At 39.4% G+C, this 20,943-nt stretch carries 19 protein-coding genes; 15 read left to right on the top strand and 4 right to left on the bottom strand.

Annotated features, from left to right (window positions below):
* The first annotated feature begins 78 nt into the window (after positions 1-78).
* From GYM71_RS09000 to GYM71_RS08965, 8 genes are all read left to right on the top strand, one after another.
* A complete protein-coding gene (locus GYM71_RS09000) occupies positions 79-966 on the top strand; it encodes a metal ABC transporter solute-binding protein, Zn/Mn family (RefSeq protein ID WP_220220207.1) in 888 nt (295 codons plus the stop codon).
* Positions 967-985: 19 nt separating this feature from the next.
* Positions 986-2,128, top strand: a complete 1,143-nt coding sequence (locus GYM71_RS08995) for an SLAP domain-containing protein (RefSeq protein ID WP_220220206.1) — start codon at positions 986-988, stop codon at positions 2,126-2,128.
* 53 nt (positions 2,129-2,181) lie between these two features.
* Positions 2,182-2,802 carry a metal ABC transporter ATP-binding protein gene (locus GYM71_RS08990; protein ID WP_220221210.1) on the top strand — a complete coding sequence of 207 codons (621 nt, stop codon included), beginning with the start codon at positions 2,182-2,184 and terminating at the stop codon, positions 2,800-2,802.
* Positions 2,802-3,599 (top strand): metal ABC transporter permease, encoded by a 798-nt coding sequence (locus GYM71_RS08985; RefSeq protein WP_103752961.1) that lies wholly within the window; start codon positions 2,802-2,804, stop codon positions 3,597-3,599. The genes GYM71_RS08990 and GYM71_RS08985 overlap by 1 nt, the downstream gene beginning before the upstream one ends.
* Before the next feature lie 166 nt (positions 3,600-3,765).
* Positions 3,766-5,001, top strand: a complete 1,236-nt coding sequence (locus GYM71_RS08980) for a lactate oxidase (protein ID WP_103752960.1) — start codon at positions 3,766-3,768, stop codon at positions 4,999-5,001.
* A gap of 177 nt (positions 5,002-5,178) precedes the next feature.
* On the top strand, positions 5,179-6,675 hold the full coding sequence (locus GYM71_RS08975; RefSeq protein ID WP_220220205.1) for an ABC transporter substrate-binding protein/permease: 1,497 nt from the start codon (positions 5,179-5,181) through the stop codon (positions 6,673-6,675).
* Positions 6,668-7,417, top strand: a complete 750-nt coding sequence (locus tag GYM71_RS08970; protein ID WP_220220204.1) for an amino acid ABC transporter ATP-binding protein — start codon at positions 6,668-6,670, stop codon at positions 7,415-7,417. Before GYM71_RS08975 ends, GYM71_RS08970 begins: the two co-directional genes overlap by 8 nt.
* A gap of 15 nt (positions 7,418-7,432) precedes the next feature.
* A complete protein-coding gene (locus GYM71_RS08965) occupies positions 7,433-8,575 on the top strand; it encodes an ArgE/DapE family deacylase (protein WP_220220203.1) in 1,143 nt (380 codons plus the stop codon).
* Positions 8,576-8,680: 105 nt separating this feature from the next.
* On the opposite strand, the gene pepF is transcribed toward GYM71_RS08965, so the two are convergent.
* Positions 8,681-10,486 carry an oligoendopeptidase F gene (gene pepF, locus GYM71_RS08960; protein WP_220220202.1) on the bottom strand — a complete coding sequence of 602 codons (1,806 nt, stop codon included), beginning with the start codon at positions 10,484-10,486 and terminating at the stop codon, positions 8,681-8,683.
* 153 nt (positions 10,487-10,639) lie between these two features.
* On the opposite strand from pepF, the gene GYM71_RS08955 reads away from it, so the two are divergent.
* From GYM71_RS08955 to GYM71_RS08935, 5 genes are all read left to right on the top strand, one after another.
* Entirely contained in the window at positions 10,640-11,824 is a 1,185-nt protein-coding gene (locus GYM71_RS08955) for an LCP family glycopolymer transferase (RefSeq protein ID WP_220220201.1), read from the top strand.
* 28 nt (positions 11,825-11,852) lie between these two features.
* Positions 11,853-12,212, top strand: a complete 360-nt coding sequence (locus tag GYM71_RS08950; protein ID WP_220220200.1) for a hypothetical protein — start codon at positions 11,853-11,855, stop codon at positions 12,210-12,212.
* Positions 12,213-12,330: 118 nt separating this feature from the next.
* Entirely contained in the window at positions 12,331-13,878 is a 1,548-nt protein-coding gene (locus GYM71_RS08945) for an ABC-F family ATP-binding cassette domain-containing protein (RefSeq protein ID WP_103752953.1), read from the top strand.
* Between the two features lie 7 nt (positions 13,879-13,885).
* A complete protein-coding gene (locus GYM71_RS08940) occupies positions 13,886-14,662 on the top strand; it encodes a threonine/serine exporter family protein (protein WP_103752952.1) in 777 nt (258 codons plus the stop codon).
* 1 nt (position 14,663) lies between these two features.
* Positions 14,664-15,140, top strand: coding sequence for a threonine/serine exporter family protein (locus GYM71_RS08935; RefSeq protein WP_103752951.1), 477 nt, complete (start codon positions 14,664-14,666; stop codon positions 15,138-15,140).
* Between the two features lie 209 nt (positions 15,141-15,349).
* Here GYM71_RS08935 and GYM71_RS08930 read toward each other — a convergent pair whose 3' ends face one another.
* Positions 15,350-16,054, bottom strand: a complete 705-nt coding sequence (locus GYM71_RS08930; protein WP_220220199.1) for a C39 family peptidase — start codon at positions 16,052-16,054, stop codon at positions 15,350-15,352.
* 160 nt (positions 16,055-16,214) lie between these two features.
* Positions 16,215-17,792, bottom strand: a complete 1,578-nt coding sequence (locus tag GYM71_RS08925) for a multicopper oxidase family protein (protein ID WP_103752949.1) — start codon at positions 17,790-17,792, stop codon at positions 16,215-16,217.
* Positions 17,793-18,150: 358 nt separating this feature from the next.
* Here GYM71_RS08925 and GYM71_RS08920 point away from each other — a divergent pair, with 358 nt between their 5' ends.
* The gene (locus GYM71_RS08920; RefSeq protein ID WP_220220198.1) at positions 18,151-18,726 is read left to right on the top strand and encodes a hypothetical protein; all 576 of its coding nucleotides are present in this window, start codon (positions 18,151-18,153) and stop codon (positions 18,724-18,726) included.
* Between the two features lie 90 nt (positions 18,727-18,816).
* The gene (locus GYM71_RS08915; RefSeq protein WP_220220197.1) at positions 18,817-19,437 is read left to right on the top strand and encodes an LVIS_2131 family protein; all 621 of its coding nucleotides are present in this window, start codon (positions 18,817-18,819) and stop codon (positions 19,435-19,437) included.
* A 348-nt stretch (positions 19,438-19,785) separates the two neighbouring features.
* Here GYM71_RS08915 and GYM71_RS08910 read toward each other — a convergent pair whose 3' ends face one another.
* Positions 19,786-20,760 carry a DUF3644 domain-containing protein gene (locus GYM71_RS08910; RefSeq protein WP_220220196.1) on the bottom strand — a complete coding sequence of 325 codons (975 nt, stop codon included), beginning with the start codon at positions 20,758-20,760 and terminating at the stop codon, positions 19,786-19,788.
* Positions 20,761-20,943 lie beyond the last annotated feature (183 nt).

The following is a 20,943-nucleotide window of genomic DNA, read 5'->3' as shown; positions in this document are numbered from 1 at the left end:
TTGTAAGTAACTTTTATTGCTGCGACGGTCCAATTTATGTTATTAAAAAAATAAAATAGAAAAGGAATGACAACAATAATGACATTTGCTAAATTAAGGAAAATTTTTACAGGTACGGCTTTAATTGGTCTGGTTCTCCTACTGCTTAGTGCTTGCACGCAAAAACCGCAAAAGAGTAGTAAAATTTCGATCATGACCACGACCAACGTTTATGCTGATATTGCTCAAAATGTGGTGGGAAAATATGGTACGGCACAGGCAATTATTAAAAACGCCAATGCTGATCCACACGACTTTGAGCCAACAACTAACGATGCCAAAGCATTATCAAATGCTGACATTGTTGTCGCTAACGGATTAGGTTATGATGGCTGGATGAATAAACTTGCTTCTTCGGTTGATAAAGAACCGGTGCTTGTGGGTGAAGACCTAATGAATTTGAAAAAGGGCGCTAATCCGCACATCTGGTTTGATTTGACTATGCCAACAAAGTATGTTAATTACTTAGTTAGAAAGCTCAGTAAAAAAGATCCACGTCATGCAAGCTATTACCGTGATAACGGGCAAAAGTATTTGCGTAAAATAGCTCATATTCAAAAATCGGCTTCTCAAATAGATGGTAAAAATAGCAAACCAGTTTATGTTAGTGAACCTGTGTTTGATTACGCATTAGAAGCCGCTCACTTAAAAGTTGCCGATCAAGAATTTGAACAAGCAATTCAGAATAATACGGATCCAAGTCCTGCAACTGTCCGGGCAATGTCAGAAGGAATTAAGCAGCGCAAGATTGCTTTCTTTGTTGCTAATTCACAGACTTCTAGTTCAACTGTTAACAGTTTTATCAAGTTGGCTAAAGAGCAGGATATTCCTGTTCTCTATGTCCGGGAAACAATTCCTTCTAAGACAACTTACCTTGAATGGATGACTGAAAATTATCAAAAATTGGCTGCTGTAGCCAAAAAATAGTTATTACGAGGAAAGAAAAATGAGGAAAATAATTGCGGCTTTAGCTTTTGCTGCAGGAATAACAGTTCCAACTGTCACTGCAGTTGCAACTGAGCCAGTAGCAGTTCATGCCAGTTCAATTAATGATATGGCAAAGCAAAATAGTTACGGAGGCATAACTTACCTCAACCAAATGTTGCAGCAAAAGGGAATACCATTTAACGATTTTCAAGCGCAAAATAAAATTAATTATCGTAATGGTAAACCTGAAGGTGTTGTTATTCACGAGACAGCGACGCCCGGTGCTTCAGCCTATAATGAGGCAATTTATTTTAACCGCGAATGGATGAATATTTATTCGTATGTTCATGCTTTCGTTGACAAGACTGGCGTTATTCAAATGACATCAACTGATTATGGCGTTTGGGGCGCTGGTCCGCAGGCTAACAACCGCTTTTTCCAAGTAGAATTATGTGAAGAAAATAATCTTTCCGACTTCGCCAAAAGTGTTAATAATGACGCAATTTACGTTGCACAAGTGATGCGTAAATATAACTTGGTACCAGATAATGCCGTCCATGATGGCAAGGGAACTGTTTGGTCTCACCGCGCAGTTTCTCAATTTTTGGGTGGAACTGACCATGGCGATCCCGATGGCTATTTTGCTAAATGGGGCTACTCTATGGATGACTTTTTTGACCTCATCAAGTACTATTATGATAATGGCTCAGCAGGTAGCGTAACTCCAGCTCCTACACCGGTTGCGCCGCAGCCAACCAAGCCTAAGCCAACTGCACCAACAGCTCCCGCACTACCTAAGCCAGTTGGAACTAAATTGTTAATGCATAACGCTTTGATTTACGATCAAAACGGTGCCAAAACTAAGCAGGCAACTAAGAAGGCTGGCATTAAGTTAACGATTTATGGCACGAAGTATATTAATGGCAGAAAGTACTTACAAGTTGGCACTAATCAGTATGTTGTCGCAACTAATGTTGAAGGCAGCTTGAGGCTCTTAAAGCATAATGCTTATATCTATGACGAAGATGGTATCCGCATTGGCACGGATAAGTTACTGCGGGGCAATTATGTTAGAACTTATGGCGGGCGCGTCAAGATTCATGGACGCAAGTACTATATTATCGATAATGGGCAATTTGCTAAGGTTGGCAATTTTAAATAAAAAAGTTTCAGAGGTGCAATTTGTCTGATATTTTAACAGTTAATAATCTCTCAATGAGATTTGACAAAAAGACCGTTTTTGAAAATTTGAATTTTAAACTAAAAAAAGGATCGATGACTGCGCTCTTAGGTCCCAATGGTACTGGTAAGACAACGTTAATCAATGTTTTAATGAAAATGCTGGTACCGTCAAGCGGTTCATTTGAATTTGCGGATGGTGTTCGCTTAGGCTATGTTCCCCAGTTTCGTAATATTGATGCGGAATACCCGCTATCAATTGCCGCTTTTATTGGTTTAAATGCACCTTTAATTAAGACGGGCAAGGTAAAGAAAATTATTAAAGCCCAGCTGCAGGAGACAAACTTATACGATATTAGGAATACGCGGATGGGTGAAGCTTCAGGCGGGCAAAAGCAGCGTGCTTATCTAGCCCAAGCGCTTCTTGATAGTCCAAATGTAATTATTTTGGATGAGGCTACTGCCAGCTTAGATCCAGTGGCTAAGGATGAACTCATGCGGTTGATTAAGCACTTAAATGAAAAACACAAAATAACGGTTTTATTTGTAACGCATGATATCCCGTTGGCGGAAAAATATATGCAGGACTACCTGTATTTGAACCACCAAAAAATTGAGCAGGGGGAAATGGCGAATTTCAAGGAGGCCTATGAATAATGTTTGCATATGACTTTATGCGCAATGCCTTCTTGGCTAGTACTTTTATTGCGATTACCTGTGGTACCGTAGGTGTTTATGTGGTTGCCCGCAACTTTAGCTTTTTAGCGCATACCTTATCAGAAATCGGCTTTGCCGGAGCAGCCTTTGCTGTCTGGTGCGGGATTGGACCGTTATGGGGCATGTTATTATTTACCCTTCTTGGTTCAATCAGTGTTGGTGAATTATCACTGCACAGTGAGCAAAAAGAATCGTCAATTAGTGCGATTTCTGCCTTGTTCACGGGGCTAGGGGTATTATTCTTGGCCATTTCCGGTGCCAATAGTAATTATGCTACTAATATTTTGTTTGGCAGCATAATCGGTGTTGATAAGCGTGGCGTAGTTCAACTGGTTATTTTATCCATCATTGTGTTATTAATGATTTTCGGTATGCAAAAGCAGCTTAATTTTGATTCATTTGATCATATTGGGGCACTGGCGCATGGGGTTAAAACTGGCTGGGTTAGTCTGGTATTTTTAATTGCCTTAGCAATGTCTGTATCAATTGGTGCACAAATTGTTGGCTCATTATTAGTTTTTATTCTACTGACTTTGCCACCAGCTACGGCTAATTACCTGGGTAAGACAGTTGGCGCAATGATTGCCTGGTCTGTCTTCTTTGCTCTTGTTGGTGTGTGGCTAGGGTTATATCTTGGTTTTATTACCAATTTACCAGTTACCTTTTTCATTGCCGTAATTGAGGTTGTAATTTATCTTGTTACTTACTTCATACATTTAATTAGACGCAGCCTATAAAATAGTAAAAAGAAATTTGCGCAAGCAGGTTTCTTTTTTTGTTTGTGAAAAAATAGCTGGGTGAAAGGCACAATAAAATAACATTCTTTTTTGAAATTCACTAACTATTGTAAGCATTTGCATGTATAATAGAAGGAGATAGTTTTGAAACAAAGGAGTCTTATCAATGACATCATATTATAATGGATTTCCTCAAAGTGATCGGGACGAAGCAATAAACATGATTAACCTCGATGAACTTGAGGAGCGTGCAAAAGAAGTCATGCCAGAGGGAGCTTATTATTATATTGCCTCTGGCTCGGAGAATGAGTGGACATGGCGTAATAATACTGCTGCGTTTAATCATTTCCAAATTGTGCCTCGTGCGTTGACTAACATGGATAGTCCGCAACTTGATACCGAATTTATGGGAATGAAGCTTAAAACGCCAGTAATGATTTCACCAATAGCTTGCCACGGTATTGCACATAAGGATGCTGAAGTTGCTACACAAAAGGGTGCGGCTGCGGCTGGTGCTTTATTTACATCAAGTACTTATGCAAACAAGAGTGTTGAAGATATTGCGGCTGCAGCTCCCAATGCACCAAGATTTTTCCAACTTTACTTAAGTAAGGACTGGGATTTCAATAAGATGGTCTTTGATGCAGTTAAAAAAGCTGGTTATTCTGGTATTTTATTAACTGTTGATGCTCTTGTTTCCGGTTTTCGTGAAGCTAACTTAAGAACTAAATTTGCTTATCCAGTTCCACTAGATTTCTTTACTCGCTATCAAGGCGCAAAGGGTGAAGGTCAAACTGTTGCGCAAATGTATGCTTCTTCGGCACAAAAGATTGGCCCAGAAGATATTAAGCGGATTAAGGAAATGTCAGGCTTGCCTGTCTTTGTTAAAGGTGTTGTTTGTGCTGAAGATGCCTTCTTAGCAATGGGTGCCGGTGCTGACGGAATTTACGTAACTAATCATGGTGGCCGTGAAATTGACTGTGGTCCAGCAACAATCGACATGTTGCCAGAAATTGCTAAGGCAGTTGACCACCGTGTACCAATCATCTTTGATTCAGGTGTACGGCGCGGTTCGCATGTCTTCAAGGCTTTAGCCCTTGGTGCTGATTTGGTCGGAATTGGTCGCCCATATCTATACGGCTTGGCACTTGGCGGTGCAAAGGGCGTTCAATCAGTGATTGAACAGCTTAACCAGGAATTGTTAATTGATATGCAATTGACTGGTTGCAAGACGATTGCAGATATTAAGCATGCCCGGTTGACGCATTTCAACTATACTGCTGATAACTTGAAGTCAAATACTGATCCATCAAGGATTACCCCATATCCTGTAACTAATGATAATCAGCTAAAAGAAGAGGATTCAGCAACCGATGCTGTTTCTGGTGCTTCTCAAGAATAGAATTTTAAATATTATTAACGAAAATGTTCTGCATTTACGATCTAACAAGGTTAGTAAGCAGAACATTTTTTATTTTGATTACCAAAAATGAGAAAAAAAGTCAAATATGACGTTGTAATTTAATATTTATATTATTATAATTGCTATAATGTAAAAGCTGATAATGGAGGAAAAGTTATGAAAAAGGCGTGGAAATGGCTTGAAATAGTCCTCGCAGCGTTCATGTTGTTGGCCTTGGTGCCACAAAAAACAGTAGCTGCCAAAGACACTCAAACCACTAAAATAACGGATACTTACCTGAAAAAAGTAAAAAATAAGGGCGAGCTGGTTATGGGAACCAGTCCAGACTTTCCTCCCTATGAATTTGTCAAAAATATTAATGGCAAGTCTAAGGTAGTCGGGATGGACATTGAGGTTGGGCAGAAAATTGCCCACGATTTAGGGGTCAAATTAGTTGTTCGGACAATGGATTTTGATTCCTTACTTGTTGCCCTGGAAACTGGCAAGATCGATATGGTCATTTCTGGGATGACCGCAACACCTAAGCGGGCTCAGAGTGTAGATTTTAGTACGGCTTATTACAGAAGTGGACAAGATTTACTGATTAGAAAGGCTGATAAAGATAAGTACCATGACTTCCGTTCTTTTAAAGGCAAGGCAATCGGTGCTCAGACTGGCAGTTTGCAGGCAACTCTGATTAAGGAGCAAGCAAAACAGACCAAACTGAAAACGATGGATAAAGACAGTGATCTTATCTTAGCTTTGAAAACCAATAAGTTCGATGCGGTGGCAGTTGATACCGCCACTGCAGCTGCTTTTGCCAAAAATACGGATGGCATCATGGCGATTCCTTCAGGATTAAAGATAACTTCTGATGGTTCTGCCGTAGCTTTTCATAAAGGTGCTACAAGTTTAGTCAAAGCGGCAAATAAATCGATTGCTGAGATTAAAAAGAAGGATTTGATTAACAAGGTTTATTTACCAAAAGCCGGTAAATACCTAGCAGGTGGAAAAACTAAAAAAGAGGCTAAGGCTTCGAACTCAATGTGGGCATATAAAGACTTCTTTATTGCTGGTGTTGGCTATACCCTGTTTATTTCAGCAATCTCAGTCATTTTTGGCTTTTTACTAGGAGCAATTTTGGCTTTAATGCGGTTAAGCCATAATGAAATTGCTCATTCAATTGCAACGGCATATATTGAATTTGTGCGGGGAACGCCTTTAATGGTCCAACTGCTCTTTATCTATTTTGGCCTAGGTTTAGTAGTCAATATTCCGGCACTTTTGTCAGGAATCATTGCTGTTTCACTGAACTCGGCGGCTTACGTTGCGGAAGTTATTCGGTCAGGAATAAATTCAATTGCGACAGGACAGACAGAAGCCTCACGTTCATTAGGACTGTCACGCTCGGCAACGATGCGCTATGTAATTATGCCGCAGGCTATGAAAAATATTTGGCCTGCTCTGGGAAACGAGTTCGTTTCCTTGATTAAGGAAAGTTCAATTGTTTCTGTTATTGGTGTTAAAGACCTGATTTACCAGTCAAGAATTGTTCAGGCTGATACCTATCGTGGAGTCATGCCATTAGTAATTACAATGATTTTGTACTTTATCATCACCTTTGGCCTGTCCAGCTTGATGAAAGTATTTGAAAGGAAAATGAATCATGACTAACAAGGCCCCAGTTATTGAAGTAGAACATTTGAAAAAGACATTCGGTCATAATGAAGTTTTAAAGGATATCAACGCAGAAGTTGATGATGGCCAGGTGATCTGCTTGGTTGGTCCAAGTGGTGCGGGAAAAAGTACCTTTTTGCGCTGTCTTAATCTTTTAGACGAGCCGACTTCCGGCAAAGTACTGTTTAACGGGCAGGAACTAACCGCCTTAAGTGAGGATCAACTAGATACTTTACGTGAAAAAATGGGAATGGTTTTTCAACAATTCAACTTATTTCCACATATGAATATTATTGAAAATATCAAATTGGCGCCAATGAAAGTCAAAAAGCTTAGCGATGAGGAAGCAACGGCTAAGGGCATTGAACTGCTCAAACAAGTTGGGCTGGAAGATAAAGCTGAAGCATTTCCAGCAAGCTTATCTGGTGGTCAGCAGCAGCGGGTGGCGATTGCACGGGCATTAGCTATGGATCCAGAAGTGATGCTGTTTGATGAACCAACTTCGGCTCTTGATCCAGAAATGGTCGGCGAAGTATTGAAAGTAATGCAAGATTTAGCGCAAAAAGGGATGACCATGGTGGTGGTCACTCACGAGATGGGCTTTGCCAAAAACGTTGCCGATGAAGTTTGGTTCATGGCAGACGGCTATGTACAAGAAAAGGCGGCACCACAAGAATTTTTTGCCCAACCAAAGACCAAGCGGGCGCAGGAATTTTTGGCAAAAGTACTAGAAGCATAAAAAGAGGATAAAATTGTGGATAAAAAACGTGCACTTAGAATTCTGAGCGATTTAATCGCGATTGATTCGGCCAATGATCATGAAAGTCTAGTTGCTGATTATCTGACGAACTTATTTAAAAATTATCCTGTTAACATTGAACGTGTCACTTATGCACCCGGACGAGACAATTTAGTTGTGACAATGGGAAATCATGGTCCATTGCTCGGCTTTTCCGGGCATGAGGATGTTGTGTCAGCTGGTGATTTGGCAAATTGGCAGTTTCCGCCGTTTGAAGCGACAATTAAAGATGGCAAGCTCTATGGTCGGGGCGCAAGCGATATGAAATCCGGCCTTGCGGCAATGGTGGTTGCAATGCTTGATTTGTTAGACAGTGGGCAAGAACTGCCTGGCCGAATTCGCTTATTAGCTTCTGTTGGGGAGGAAACCGGCGAATACGGGGCAGCGCAATTAGTCAAAGAAGGCTATGCTAAAGATTTAGTTGGCCTAATTGTTGGTGAACCCTCGCACTTTAATATCCGGGTAACTCATAAAGGCGTAATCGATTATTACGTGACTTCAAAGGGAGTTTGTGTCCATTCATCGACACCAGAAAAAGGTCAAAATGCGATTATGCCGCTGATTGCTTTTGCCCAAAAGGCACAGGACTTAATGGCTAGTCATACAAAAAAGGATCCAGTCTTGGGCTCTTTGACCCATGTAATCAGTCAGATTCAAGGTGGCAGTCAGATTAACTCGGTTCCTGATCATGCTTGGCTTTCAGGCAATATCAGGACAACACCGGTTTATCCTAATGAGCAGATATACCAAGAATTAGAACAGATTGTAGCGCAATTAAATGAGCAGGGTGCGCAGCTAGAAATTAGCTATAGCTTTCCTGAAGTGCCGCTGCCTAACCAAGAAAATACGAAACTGGCAAGATTAGCCAAACAGGTTGTTAACCAAGAATTTAATTTGCCGTGCGAGTATACGGCGGGAACAGGTGCAACGGATTCATCTGAATATATTCAAGCTGGCACTTTTCCAATCATTATTTTAGGACCAGCAGCGGGGACAACCGATCATCAACCAAATGAATATGTTGCAGTAGATGACTATTTATTGGGATGTCAATTATACCAAGCTTTAGCCAAACGCTTTTGGACCGAATACCAATAATTTTAACTATAGAAAAACCACTTCTTATTCAAAGAAGTGGTTTTTTGATGTGAGAAATTTTATTTCCATATTTGTTATATTATTTACATGGCAAAATTTCAAGGGTTATTTAAGATTTTTTGTCACAATTGTTTTAAATTCAGTTAAGCGTTGTGCAAAAGTTGTGAAAGCTTCTTCCAGATAGTCAGGCTTAGTCATGTCAACGCCCGCCCGTTTCATAATTTCGACCGGGTAATCGCTTGAACCGGATTTTAAGAAATTGAGGTAGGCCTCTTTTTGGTCGCTGCTGCCGTGAACCACGTTATTGGCAAGAGCAGTAGCAGCCGCAAAACCCGTAGCATATTGGTAAACGTAGAAGTTATAGTAGAAGTGCGGAATCCGTGCCCATTCTTTGGCAATTTCACCACCTGGTTCTACCGCGTCCCCGTAATAGCGCTGATTTAGTTCACCATAAAAGTCATCTAACTGGTCAGCTGTCAAAGGTTCGCCCTTGGCATCCATTTCATGAATAAATTGCTCAAATTCTGCAAACTGCGTTTGCCGGTATAACGTACCTTTAAATGAATCAAGGTAATAATTAAGGACAAATGCCCGTGTCTTGGGATCAGTGATATGATCTAAGAAATATTCAGTTAAAATGTTTTCGTTAGTTGTAGAGGCAATTTCGGCAACAAAAATTGGGTAATCACCATAAACGTATGGCTGTGTCTGTCTTGTGTACATGCTGTGGACAGAGTGACCAGTTTCGTGTACTAGCGTATAGAGGGAGTCAACATTATTTTCCCAATTGAGTAGCTCATAAGCATCTGTATCATAAGAGCCACCGGAATATGCTCCTGTTGCCTTATTCTGTGATTCAACTACGTCAATTACCCGATTATTAAAGATGTAATCGACTTGCTTCAAATAGTCTTCACCAAGAGGGCGCAAAGCTTTTTTAGCTTCCTTCTTGGCTTCCGCAAAAGTATAGCTCAATGATGGCTTACCGGTTAAAGGAACATACATGTCCCACATTTGTAAGTCGTTTAAGCCCAAGATTTGCTTTCGCAAATTTACGTATTCGTGTAGTAAATCAAGGTGTTGGTCAACCTCAGTAATTAAAGTATCATACACAATTGTGGGGATACCATTTTCATCTAATGCAGCATTTTTAGCCGAATCATAGTGGTGAACCCGCGCGTTATAGTTATGTTCCTTAACTTCACCAGAAAGGGTAGAAGCAAGTGAGTTTTTAAATTGATCATAAGTTGCATACATAACATCAAAAGCGTTTTGACGAACTTCCCGGTCTTGGGACTGAATGAGTAGGGAATAGAGGCCGTCGGACAATTGCACCATTTCGCCATCTTCATTTTGTACATAACCGTATTCCATGTCGGAATTGGTTAACACATTATAGGTGTTTTCGGAAGTACTCAGTGCATCGCCAGCATCGGCAATTAGTCGTTCTTCCTGGGCTGATAGCGTGTGCGGCCTTTTACGTGTGATCTGTTCCAGCATGTGGGCGTAGTCATTTAGTCGTGGCTCTTCACTCTTAAACTGTGCCATTTTTTCTTCGGGAACTTGGAGAATTGCGGGATTGAGGAAAGCAATGGCCGCTTCGAACTGACTGGTAAGTGCCTGCACTTGGGCCACATATCCGAGATAGTGGGCATTACTGGTGTCGATATCGCTAGACATGGTTGCATAGACATAAACCTTTTCTAAATTCCGACTAACAGTCAAAATCTTGTTTAAACCTTCATATAATTTATGCCCTGATTCAGTGAATTTTTCCTTTAAATTACTTAGACTCTGAACATCATTTTTAACTTGATTGTATGCGATTTCCCAGTCTTTATCCGTTTTAAAGATCCGGGTTAGATCCCACTTTAGTTCTTCAGGGACTTCATTTCTTTTGGGAATAGCCATTAACAGTTCTCCTTTTATTTTTATATGCTTAATAATAATTATGCTAAAAACTAAAAAATAAGATATTATTAATTATATTTGTTAATATTCTAATTCAAGTTTGAAAGTGATACAAATAAACATGGATAATTATGGAAGGAATTGAATCAAGGTATGGAACCAAATTCAAAACGGAGAGAAGATTACCGTAAAAAGCGCTCTTCCCTTAATCTTCACCGTAATCATGTTTTAGCGGCTCCGACTGGGGCACTAAAAGGCAATCTTTTTGCCCGAGTTTGCGGTATTGTACTCGTTTTATGCGTAAGCTGCGGCCTGGCATGGGCTGCTCACATGTATTTCGCTTTACACAGTGCAATTGATGGTCAAAGTGGCAATTCTGCTACTTCTGCGTTAATTGCCCAGAGAAAACCAATTTCAATTTTAATTCTTGGCGTTGATCAAGGACTTGAGGGTCGTCATGATAGGGGAAATTCAGATACGTTAATTTTGGCTACCGCTAATCCTGGTAAAAATAAGGCAACAATGACCTCGATTCCGCGTGATACCTTGGCTAATATTCTAGGCGATCCGGGAGATAAGTACAACATGTTTCGGGTCAATTCTGCCTATGGAATAGGCGGAAGCAAGGCGTCGATGCGAACTGTTTCCGCATTACTGGATGTTCCGATTAATTATTATGTCGAAGTGAATATGAAGGCACTCAAAAGTCTCGTTAATGCTGTTGGCGGTGTCGATGTTAACGTACCGTTTGACTTTTCTTATGACTGGTGTGATTTTCATAAGGGAAAACAGCATTTAAATGGTCGGCATGCAGTTGCTTATGTTCGGATGCGTCACGATGATCCCCGCGGAGATTATGGGCGGCAAATGCGTCAGCGGCAAGTAATTAACGCGGTTGTCCACAAAGCAATCTCGGTTGATTCAATTGCTAATTACCGTAATTTAGTAAAAATCTTTACCAAGTATGTTCGGACCAACCTGACATTCAATGATATGTTGGCTTTGGCATTGACATATCGTGGCTGTTCGCAAAATATCGATAGCGGTTATATTCAAGGACACGATGCGTGGATTAATGGATCATCGATCCAAGTCGTTTCGACCGCGGAACTGCAGAAGGCATCTGACAAAATCCGGACCAATCTTGACTTGGAAAAGAAAGTATTGGATAATGATGAAACTAAGCTCAATAAGTTAAATGAGCAGAATAATAATATTAAGTGGAAGGATCCTAATCCCTTTACTAATTACCAAATTTATCATTCAGTCGTGACAGATGAATCAGAAAATAATTCAACTGGAACGGATACCAGTGATGACAATTCAACTGGTCAGTAGTTATTGATAGCAAAGGAGGCAAAAAAATATGCGTGGGCAATCAGTATTCGCAGTTATTTATGGCGTAATTTCAGCACTTGTTGCCTTTATTGCCGCGTCGGCTATTTGCTTGCGCACATTTCACTGGACTTTACCGGCCGCTATTTTGGCCGCTAGTGTTTTTGCCTTATTTTTCTTTGCTCTTTCATGGTTTCGGGGGCTCGCTTCTGTTGAAATTAAACGGATTGCGCGTGAATATAAGTTATCTGATCAAGATTTGGCTGAAATTACCGGAATGAAAGCAAGTGATTTTCCAATTTATCACGATAAATTGCAATTAATTTTGCCTAAGCGTTATTGGCCTAAAATATTGGAAGCCTTGCAAAAATATGAACAAGAAAGAAAGTAAAAAGGTGGGCAAAACGCCCGCCTTTTTGATTGCGCGCATTAGCAATTTAGGATGATGAGCAAAAAGGCAACTTGCTTGGATACTGGCAGACAGATAATTAATTTGAGGGAGATGTAAAATGAGTTTACTGCAAGTTAAGAATTTAGGACAAAGTTTCGTGGATAAAACTTTGTATGAGAATGGCAATTTTGTTCTTAATAAGGAAGATCATATGGGAGTCACTGGTCAAAATGGGGTTGGTAAATCAACCTTAATTAAGATTTTGACTGGTGAGATGTTACCGGATGAAGGTCAAGTAAAATGGCAAAATCGGGTAACAGTAGGTTACCTTGACCAATACGCTAAGTTAGCTCCAGGTGTTACGATTCGTGAATTTCTGCGGACAGCATTTGCACCGCTATACCAAAAAGAACATGAGTTAAGCGCCCTTTACAATCAATATGCGGAAAAGGGCGACGCAGAACTGCTCGAAAGGGCGGGGAAATTGCAAACATACCTGGAAGAGAATAACTTTTACGGCATAGATACGGAAATTGAACGAGTTGCCTCGGGACTGGGGCTAGCAGAATTGGGTTATGACCATGACGTCAGCCAATTGTCCGGTGGACAAAGATCAAAAATTATTTTAGCCAAATTATTATTACAAAGTCCTGATGTATTGCTGCTGGATGAGCCAACTAACTATTTGGATGTTTCCCATATTGACTGGCTGGTCGGTTACCTAAATGACTTTACCGGCGCTTTTATAGTAGTTAGTCATGACTATGATTTCTTGGGCAAAATAGCGAACTGTATTATTGATATTGATGTTGGCACAATTACCCGTTATACTGGAACTCTTAAGCAGGCAATGCGGCAAAAAGAAGCCAATCGAGAAACTTATCTGAAGGCTTACACTAATCAGCAACGCAAGATTGCTAAGGAAGAAGCATATATTCGGAAAAATAAGGCGGGAACGCGCTCTAAGAGTGCTAAGTCACGTGAGCGGCAACTTGCCAGAATGGATGTTTTAGCTCCACCTAAGGGCAATCACAAACCGCATTTTGAATTTCCTTATGTGGCAACGGCTGCCAACTTGTTATTGCAGACGCAAGACTTGGTAATCGGATATGACCACGCTTTGGTAAAAGAAGCCTTTAATTTCTCGGTTGGTGGCAATGAAAAAGTGGCAATTACTGGTTTTAACGGCATTGGTAAAACGACTTTGCTAAAAACATTGCTGGGACAGATTGAACCGATTTTTGGGACATTTGCTTTATCTGAAACCGCCAAAATTGCCTACTTTAAGCAGGACTTAGCTTGGCCTAACCAAAATATGACGCCGCTGCAATACTTGCAAGAAATCTTTGAACGCATTAAGCCTAAGGAACTGCGTGGCGCCTTGGCTCGGTTGGGTGTGACCGCCCAGCAGGCGATGAGTCCTTTGAAAAAATTATCCGGGGGCGAACAGGAAAAAGTGAAATTGGCTAAAATGCAGTTTGAGCCGGCCAATTTACTCTTTCTTGATGAGCCAACCAATCACCTTGACCGTGATTCAAAAGATGCGTTGCGGCAAGCAATTGTTAAGTTTCCCGGCAGCGTAATTATCGTTAGCCACGAGCGCGACTTTTTCCAAGGTGACTGGGTTGATAAAACAATTGATATTGAGACAATGAATAAACTTTGAGGAAATTATGCCTGGACAGAAAGATAAATTATTTTACCAAGAATTGCTTGATACTTGCCTGACAGCAGGCCAGTTAATGATTGAAGGCGGCAGTGAGATGTACCGGGTCGAAGACACGATGGTGCGCATTGCTAAAAGCGCTGGCGAGCCGGATCCGCGGGTGTTTGTAATGCCAACAGGGATCTTTATGAGCATCGATCACGGCAACTATTGCCAAAGCATTTTGGTTCATGAGCGGAATATTAACCTAGAGTTGGTTGATCGGATTAATTCGCTGTCACGGGCTTTTGCAGCGCGTGAAATTACCTTACGCCAAGTTAAAAGCCAAGTATTTAAAATCGCTCACGGTGGGTTTCCAGTTTTTCCATTATGGTTACAAACAATTGGCGCCGGCATTTTAAGTGCAACGCTAATGGTAATGTTTATGGACAACTATGATTGGGTTGATTTTCCGGCTGCGGCAGTAGTTGGTGCTATCGGTTTTGTTTCGTTTTATTATTTTAAACGCTTTACGAAAGTCAAATATTTAGCTGAATTGGTGGCAGCAATGATTATGACGATTGTCACGGTGGGGCTAGTTCGTCTCTTTCCCGCAATGATTATTGATAATATTCTTACCGGGGCTTTGATGCCATTGGTCCCAGGCTTAGCATTAACTAATGCCTTGCGTGACTTGTTTAAGGGCGACTTGTTATCAGGAATGGGCAAGATTTGTGAAGCAATGTTAACCGCCTTTGCCCTTGGCGGCGGCGTTGGGATTATTTTGAAGTTTTTAGGAGCATAAAATGCCATTTTGGTTAGAATTAATTATTAACATCATTTTTGCCTATCTTGCCTCAGCAGGCTTTGCCCTAACTATTAATGTTCCGCGCCGCGTGCTTAATCTGGCGGGAATTAGTGGGGTCATTAGCTGGATTATTTACTGGTTAGCGATGGAGGCCTCAATGGGCCGGCTATTGTCTAATCTGCTGGGTTCATTTGCGATTGGCATTTTAGGAATTGTCTTTGCCCGAATAAAAAAGTGTCCGGCAACTGTCTTTTATATCCCGGCCATTGTCCCTTTAGTACCGGGAGTTCCCGCATACCAGGCTGTGCGTGAGTTAACCGCCGGTAATATTAACGGGGCAAGTGACTCGGCTTTACGTGTGATTATCGTTACAGGCTCAATCGCCTTAGGGATGTTACTATCAAGCATGTTTGTAGAAATCTTTTTCAGAATAAAAAAATTTTACAAGCAGAATAAAAGTACGTATAATAAGTAATACGAGTCGACAAAAACGCGAGATGCGTATTTGGATGAGGACGTCCGCCTTAGCTGGCAGACACGGGAAGTGTTGGCTGTTGACTAACCTGATGTGAACAGAAGTAGTCACTTGTTTTTTAACGAGCCTCGATTTGGAAAAAGCAGATTCTTAAGTGAATCTGCTTTTTTTGCGCACTAAAAAAGCCGCTATCTTGTAAAATAGCTGACTTAATTAAGATATAGCGCCTGTTTACCTTGCTGATTATAGCTTCTCTCCAGGTTGTGCCAAGAAACCACTTTGTTTTTATGACCAAATGGGTCGTTAACCAGAACTTGGTGTTTTTTCTTGCTGTAACCAGTAATTACGCAGGCATGTGATGAAGGAGTGACGTTTACTTCTCCTTCTTTCGTCTGCCAAGTTTGCATGTCGTTGACATGATTGAACTTGAGTGTTGTGATAATCAAAACCGGATGACCATCAGATACCAATTTCATGACTTGGATGAAGTCGTGTCCTGAGAAATTCTGAATGCGGTTAGTGTATTTGCGGGCTACTTGTTCAAGTGGCTCGTTATAAACACACCAGCCGGCGTTTGCTTGGCTCATATAACCAACAAACCCCACATGGGGATTACCCCGAAACTGTCCGTCGCTGGAAAAAGAAGCAACATGCTTAATATTTTCTGATAGATCAAGTTTAGTTACTTTGATGCCATAATATTGCAGCAGCATTGACAAGGAAGTAACTTCACAGCCGTTAGGCAACTCAGGATACTGATTTTCTAGTGGTACATCCAATTTTTGGGTTGACTTTAATGTTACCCAGTCGTATTTGTCCTTGAAATCATTTGAGTTAAAGACTGCAAAGGCTAATCCTAAAAGAAATACGCCGAGCAACAGGAACACTAGGTTCTTGCTTCTATTCTTTTTCATAATGCTATTTAAACATAGGCTATAGAATAAAAGCAAAGCTGTTTTTCACAATGTCTCTAAATTTAACTGATTTTTAGTGATTTGCTTAAGCTAAAGCAGGTAAAAGAAAAAACCGCTCTTACTTGAGCGATTTTTTACTTTGTTTAAGTTTAAGTTTTAATTAATGGTGGCTAGCGCCGGAAAGTGCGTCCATTGAGTGATCTTCACCCTTAACGTCCATACCTTCAACATCCATTCCTGGGCAGTATACTTCGTCCATTGGAATACCTTTTTCTTCAGCAAATGCCTTAGTCAAAGTTTCCATGTCCATTAAGTCATACTTCTTGTCTGGATCCTTAGGATCAACGATTTGGATTTGCGCCATCATACCAGCATCTTCGTGTTCGATAATGTGGCAGTGGTACATGAACACACCTGTGTTTTGGAAGTAAACCTTCAAACGAACAGTTTCTTGTGGGGCAACTTCAACAGTATCTTTGTAGACACCTTGCTCGTTTGGATATGGGTCCTTACCGTTACGTGAAACAACAAGGAAGTGTGCACCGTGAATATGGAATGGGTGGAGCATACCGTTAACCTTATCATTAGTGTTAGTTACATCCCAGTATTCAGCGGTCATTAACTCTTGCTTCATGTCAATTCTTTGCATGGAGAATAGCTTGCCGTTAATCATGTTGTGGTTGTCCATTGTTACGTGAGGAACTGGTGAATTAGGGTTAACAACAGGATCATATGGTTTGAATAAGGTGTCAGGAATTACACTGTCATCTTTTTCATACTTGTGAATTCTGAATTCAACCAACTTAAAGTCATCAGTGTAAAGGTTAACAACGTCGCCTTCCTTGTAGTTACTGAAGTCAACCACAACTTGTTGACGCTCACCTGGTCCGATTAAAACCTTAGTCATCTTAACTGGATGCTCTAAGAATGAATCATCCCCACCGATTTGAGTCATAACCAAGTCGTCGCTGAAGTGCAGACGCCATTCACGCCGGTTAGATCCACCTAAGAAAATCAACCGAACTTTTTGGGTAGTAACATCTACGTAAGGACGAACAACACCGTTAATAACTGGTGTGTCACCAAAGATACCCATTGCATTGTAATCTGCCTTGTAATCAAATTGGTTATCTTCGTGGAAAATCCGGTCTTGCAAAATGATTGGGAATTCATCTTTACCATAAGTCTTAGGAATTGGTAATTGTGCTTCGTTGGCATCAGTTACAACAACACCCATTGCGAGTCCCATCCAAACTTGTGCAGCAGTTGATGGACATGGGTGAGCGTGAAGCCAAGTAAGAGCAGCTGGTTGATGAACTGTGAAGTCAATGTGCTTTTCTTCTCCTGGGTATACAGGTGAGTGACAAGCACCATCGTTACCAGGACCTGAAACTTCCATACCATGCCAGTGGTAAGTAGTTAATTCAGGCAAGCTGTTCTTCAAAGTTACGTGAACATGTTGACCCTTGGTCAAGACCATCGTCTTACCTAAAACAGGGAAGTTGTAGCCCCAAGTATGAGTCTTTTTCCCAGGTAAAAATTGGAAGTCGCCTTCTTGAGATTCAATGGTGTACCAAACATCGTTGTATTCTTGTTTATCGGGCTCTAGGACTGGTGGAACAATTAATGGTTGAGCTTCAACGCCTTCAGGGATGTGAAGTTCTTTATAGCCCATACCATGATTTTTATCAAAATCATCTGAGTTATAGAAATAATCTGTGTAAACTTTATCTGACATATTTGTCTACCTTTCAGTTTGAAAAATTTAGTAAAAAATTTTTTAGTTTCAATGTCATTCTATTCTTTGTGAAAACGCTTGTAAAGTGGCTATAATGATGTTTTCGTATTGATAATTAAATATTGTGCTTTTTGACAAATTTAGGGGCATTTTTGTTATTTTATATCACTTCACAAAGTCGATAAAACAAGTATGTTTTAGTAAAAACGGACAATTCGGATTACCTTAACACCTGTTTTTTTAAAACGAATGTTCTTTAAAAATAATTTTAAAAGAAATAAAAATAAATTGTTTTTGGCGCTGAATTTGAGTATCGTATAGAAGACTGATAACTAATTTATAAAAGGATTTTTTTATTTTGAAGATTAACTTAACTGATTTAACTACTAAAATTGAACAACAGGACTACTTACAGGATTTAGAAACTGTCAAATACGCAGATATTAGCAAGTCCAAGACCAAGGTTAAAAGCCTGGCGACTAAAATGATTAAAGAAACTGCGGCAGCGATCAAGCATAATTCCTTAAGCCATGTTGCACTTGAAGTGACGGGGCAAAGACCGGTCACGTTCGTCTTAGAAAACAATATTATCAACTTGCCATACAGCAATTATAAAAAAATTGCCAATTTCTTTGAGGAAGAAAAAGACTATCCGGTATTTGTTTACTTTGAAACGCAGTCGGAGTTTTTGAATGCCTCTAATTTTCGCATTGATCAAATTGCAAATGAAGAGGAAATTACTCAAAATGAAGATGAGGTAATTGATAAACTGGTAGAAGCAATTATGGCAAAATTAAGCCAGGTGCGTGAATACAAGAAGCCTGAACCTGTAGCGAAGACTAAAAAGCCGGCCGCTAAAAAGACGACAACTAAAAAAGTAGCCGCCAAAAAAACGGTCAAAAAGACGACGACTAAAGCTAAAGCAAAAAAGTAAGCACATTACTTTTAATAAGCAATTAACCTTTTTTGCACTATTCAAGCAGGGCTTTTTACAATATAATGAAGACTATTACAGGAGGAAGTTATGTTTAGCTGGAATCTACTGGGCATCTTATTGTGGGTTATTGCCATTTTATATTTCATTTTTATTATTCAAAATATTCGTAAGCGTCGGATTACGATGATTATTAAGAAGCACCAGAAGTTTAGCTGGACTAATTTTTTGATTGATCTGCTCGAAGTAGCAGTTTTTTTAGTCGGCATTGTTTGGCTCTTTAATAAGACAATGCTTGATAACCCGGACTTAGAGGATAAAAGCGTGATTAGCTCAAAAATTACGTATCAACCGTTAGTAATGAATACGGGTTCGGGTAATTCAAGTTATGTGACGATTAATTCAAAGAAGAAAAAAATTAGTACGCAAACTTATACCTATTATCGTGCTGGGCGCAAGGCGCAAGTTTCGAGTGACTTTGCTACAGTGGCATATGGTAAAAGTCCGTTAGACTTAAATGCTTCGCGGATACCATACCAAAAGAGCCAGCTTAAGAAAATGGACCGTAAATATCAGCGTGCTTATGTTGCAACTTATACGGCGACGTATAAAAAGGTTTGGCAAAACGGGCTTGGCCTGCATGCTGGTCACACAGCTACGCAATATTATTTAATTCGAATTCCAGATGCTTCGTTCATCAAAGAAAAATAAGCTTAAAGAACGACAATTGGACCTGCACAGTTTAAATGGTCATCTAGCTCTAAGGAATAAAATAAATGGCTAGTCTGCAACACTTAATTTTATTGTTAATACTGAACAGTGTTACGAAACTTAATTTAAAGTTTTAAATTAAAAGAGTATCTTGTGATTCAAGATACTCTTTGGTTTATCAGAAATAATTTTTTATTAAAATTGTTTAAGCTGTTACAAAAATGTTTACTTTTTCAATAAATAGATTTAGGATAAACATAACATAGATAACTTGTGAAGGATGAACGCTGGGTCCCGAAATGGGGTAGATGCACGAAAAGCGCATTGAGCATTCCTATGTGCCTGGGGTTATCTTTTTTTATTGCCTTTTTTAAGACTAGCTACATAATTTTTAGGATCTTTTTTAATCTCGTTTACTATGAATTCGATAAATTGTTCTGAGTATGTGTAGCTATGCTGATTTCCGATTACGTGCTGATATGCATATTTCTTATCGATTTTTATATGATAAAAATCAATCACTAAATTTAAAACATAGGAATTAAATCCCTTTTCATATGATAATACTATTTTTTCTTTTTTTAATCTTTCTTGTACTGCAGTAATTACACTTTTATATGAGTACTTATGTGTATCTGACGGATCTTTAAAATCCTTAATGATAGATGCATGATTTTTTGAGTTTTTATCAATTGCAATAGTGAAATCTGCTTCAGATTTTCTTTTTGTAATGTGAAGGCTTTGCTTAACATCAATTGAAAACTTATCAGAATTATACTCTTTACTTAAAACATCAATTTCATTTCCCTTCTGAATGAATTTCTCTGCAATTTCAGGTGGATATTTTAATCTTATTTGACCATTTGTTAATGGTTCATAACTGGTAGCGATTGTTAAGAAGTTCTGGGAAATATATTTAGTTATATCAACTTTGTGAAAACGCATAATTTGTTTGATAAAGTTTAGAACGCAAGCCTGAAAAAGAGGAGCATATTTAACCTCATAATCTTCTGTGATGTAATGAGTGCTAATGTTTCTTAATTCGATTATTTTCTCAAGATTTAGTCTTATCTTGGTATTTTTGTCAGGATAAACTTGTTTTAAGACTTCATTTAGACTGAGGGTGCGATCAGATTTATCTTTATAATAAATACTTTTCTGTTGCTTTAGCATTCTAGCTTTAAGCATTAATTCCCAAGCATTACAGATGAAAAAGCTAAACCCTTCAATTCGATATTTAATTGTTGGTTTATTATATATTTCTATTCCCATAATGAAAGCTTCTATACTTTTGTCGACCATTCTCTTAGTTATATCTTCCATATTAGCTTGTTTCTCCTCCAAATCTTTATATAAATATTAGAAGTAGCAGTAATTAAAAATAACATGCTAAATTAAATTTAATATATCTAATTTGAAAGCGCAATATTGAGTTTGAAATAAGGTAAGTCGACCATTCGGGCTGTTTAAAACTAATTAAAGTTAAAAATAGCAAAAGTCTTATTA

This window comes from Lactobacillus panisapium (assembly GCF_019469265.1).
Lineage (GTDB): Bacteria > Bacillota > Bacilli > Lactobacillales > Lactobacillaceae > Lactobacillus > Lactobacillus panisapium.
This window is presented reverse-complemented; position numbering and strand designations above follow the sequence as displayed.

Bases quoted from the DNA above. Each gene is read 5' to 3' on its own strand.
- GYM71_RS09000 (WP_220220207.1), top strand. From the start codon at position 79: ATGACATTTGCTAAATTAAGGAAAATTTTTACAGGTACGGCTTTAATT.
- GYM71_RS08995 (WP_220220206.1), top strand. From the start codon at position 986: ATGAGGAAAATAATTGCGGCTTTAGCTTTTGCTGCAGGAATAACAGTT.
- GYM71_RS08990 (WP_220221210.1), top strand. From the start codon at position 2,182: ATGAGATTTGACAAAAAGACCGTTTTTGAAAATTTGAATTTTAAACTA.
- GYM71_RS08985 (WP_103752961.1), top strand. From the start codon at position 2,802: ATGTTTGCATATGACTTTATGCGCAATGCCTTCTTGGCTAGTACTTTT.
- GYM71_RS08980 (WP_103752960.1), top strand. From the start codon at position 3,766: ATGACATCATATTATAATGGATTTCCTCAAAGTGATCGGGACGAAGCA.
- GYM71_RS08975 (WP_220220205.1), top strand. From the start codon at position 5,179: ATGAAAAAGGCGTGGAAATGGCTTGAAATAGTCCTCGCAGCGTTCATG.
- GYM71_RS08970 (WP_220220204.1), top strand. From the start codon at position 6,668: ATGACTAACAAGGCCCCAGTTATTGAAGTAGAACATTTGAAAAAGACA.
- pepF (WP_220220202.1), bottom strand. From the start codon at position 10,486: ATGGCTATTCCCAAAAGAAATGAAGTCCCTGAAGAACTAAAGTGGGAT.
- GYM71_RS08955 (WP_220220201.1), top strand. From the start codon at position 10,640: ATGGAACCAAATTCAAAACGGAGAGAAGATTACCGTAAAAAGCGCTCT.
- GYM71_RS08950 (WP_220220200.1), top strand. From the start codon at position 11,853: ATGCGTGGGCAATCAGTATTCGCAGTTATTTATGGCGTAATTTCAGCA.
- GYM71_RS08945 (WP_103752953.1), top strand. From the start codon at position 12,331: ATGAGTTTACTGCAAGTTAAGAATTTAGGACAAAGTTTCGTGGATAAA.
- GYM71_RS08940 (WP_103752952.1), top strand. From the start codon at position 13,886: ATGCCTGGACAGAAAGATAAATTATTTTACCAAGAATTGCTTGATACT.
- GYM71_RS08935 (WP_103752951.1), top strand. From the start codon at position 14,664: ATGCCATTTTGGTTAGAATTAATTATTAACATCATTTTTGCCTATCTT.
- GYM71_RS08930 (WP_220220199.1), bottom strand. From the start codon at position 16,054: ATGAAAAAGAATAGAAGCAAGAACCTAGTGTTCCTGTTGCTCGGCGTA.
- GYM71_RS08925 (WP_103752949.1), bottom strand. From the start codon at position 17,792: ATGTCAGATAAAGTTTACACAGATTATTTCTATAACTCAGATGATTTT.
- GYM71_RS08915 (WP_220220197.1), top strand. From the start codon at position 18,817: ATGTTTAGCTGGAATCTACTGGGCATCTTATTGTGGGTTATTGCCATT.
- GYM71_RS08910 (WP_220220196.1), bottom strand. From the start codon at position 20,760: ATGGAAGATATAACTAAGAGAATGGTCGACAAAAGTATAGAAGCTTTC.